The following is a 1,574-nucleotide window of genomic DNA, read 5'->3' on the forward strand; positions in this document are numbered from 1 at the left end:
AGCCAGGGCCCAGGCGCGGTACATCCGCGTCACGCCCATGAAGGCCCGCCGAGTGGTGGACCTCATCCGTGGCATGGATGCCACGGAGGCTCAGGCGGTCCTGCGTTTCGCCCCGCAGGCCGCGAGCGTGCCGGTTGGCAAGGTGCTTGACAGCGCCATTGCCAACGCTGCACACAACTACGACCACCCTGACGCCTCTTCGCTGGTCATCAGCGAGGCGTACGTGGACGAGGGCCCGACCCTGAAGCGGTTCCGTCCGCGTGCTCAGGGCCGTGCCTACCGGATCCGTAAGCGGACCAGCCACATCACCGTGGTCGTCAGCAGCAAGGAAGGAACCCGGTAATGGGCCAGAAGGTAAACCCGCACGGGTTCCGGCTCGGCATTACCACGGACTTCAAGTCCCGTTGGTACGCCGACAAGCTGTACAAGGACTACGTCAAGGAAGACGTCGCCATTCGTCGCATGATGACGAAGGGCATGGAGCGCGCCGGCATCTCGAAGGTTGAGATCGAGCGCACCCGCGACCGCGTCCGCGTCGACATCCACACCGCTCGTCCGGGCATCGTCATCGGCCGCCGCGGCGCCGAGGCCGACCGCATCCGCGGCGAGCTGGAGAAGCTGACCGGCAAGCAGGTCCAGCTGAACATCCTCGAGGTCAAGAACCCCGAGGTTGACGCTCAGCTGGTGGCCCAGGCCGTCGCCGAGCAGCTCTCCTCCCGCGTCTCCTTCCGTCGCGCCATGCGTAAGAGCATGCAGAGCTCGATGAAGGCCGGCGCCAAGGGCATCAAGATCCAGTGCGGTGGCCGCCTCGGCGGCGCCGAGATGTCCCGCTCGGAGTTCTACCGCGAGGGCCGCGTGCCCCTGCACACGCTCCGCGCGAACGTCGACTACGGCTTCTTCGAGGCCAAGACGACCTTCGGCCGCATCGGCGTGAAGGTCTGGATCTACAAGGGCGACGTCAAGAACATCGCCGAGGTCCGCGCCGAGAACGCCGCTGCCCGCGCCGGCAACCGCCCGGCCCGTGGCGGCACCGACCGCCCGGCCGGCCGTGGTGGCCGCGGTGGCGAGCGTGGCGGTCGCGGACGCAAGCCGCAGCAGCCCGGCACGGTGGAGGCCCCCAAGGCCGACGCCCCCGCCGCCGCTGCTCCGGCTGCTGAGAGCACCGGAACGGAGGCCTGACCGAAATGCTGATCCCCCGTAGGGTCAAGCACCGCAAGCAGCACCACCCGAAGCGCAGCGGTATGTCCAAGGGTGGTACGCAGGTTGCGTTCGGCGAGTACGGCATCCAGGCGCTGACCCCGGCGTACGTGACGAACCGCCAGATCGAAGCAGCTCGTATCGCGATGACCCGCCACATCAAGCGTGGCGGCAAGGTCTGGATCAACATCTACCCGGACCGCCCCCTGACGAAGAAGCCTGCCGAGACCCGCATGGGTTCCGGTAAGGGTTCTCCCGAGTGGTGGATCGCGAACGTCAAGCCCGGTCGGGTGATGTTCGAGCTGTCCTACCCGAACGAGAAGATTGCTCGTGAGGCGCTTACCCGCGCTGCTCACAAGCTTCCGATGAAGTGCCGG

At 67.2% G+C, this 1,574-nt stretch carries 3 protein-coding genes; all 3 read left to right on the plus strand.

The annotated features are described in order from the left end of the window. Nucleotides 1-343 (plus strand): 50S ribosomal protein L22 (gene rplV, locus ACWD3D_RS36820; RefSeq protein ID WP_451464988.1); only part of this gene is annotated, 343 nt, incomplete at its 5' end. Further along, entirely contained in the window at nt 343-1,179 is an 837-nt protein-coding gene (rpsC, locus tag ACWD3D_RS36825; protein WP_328721287.1) for a 30S ribosomal protein S3, read from the plus strand. The genes rplV and rpsC, both read left to right, overlap by 1 nt. A 5-nt stretch (nt 1,180-1,184) precedes the next feature. Beyond that, on the plus strand, nt 1,185-1,574 hold a 390-nt coding region (gene rplP, locus ACWD3D_RS36830), incomplete at its 3' end, for a 50S ribosomal protein L16 (protein ID WP_451464989.1).

The sequence above is a fragment of the Streptomyces sp. NPDC002690 genome (assembly GCF_053592415.1).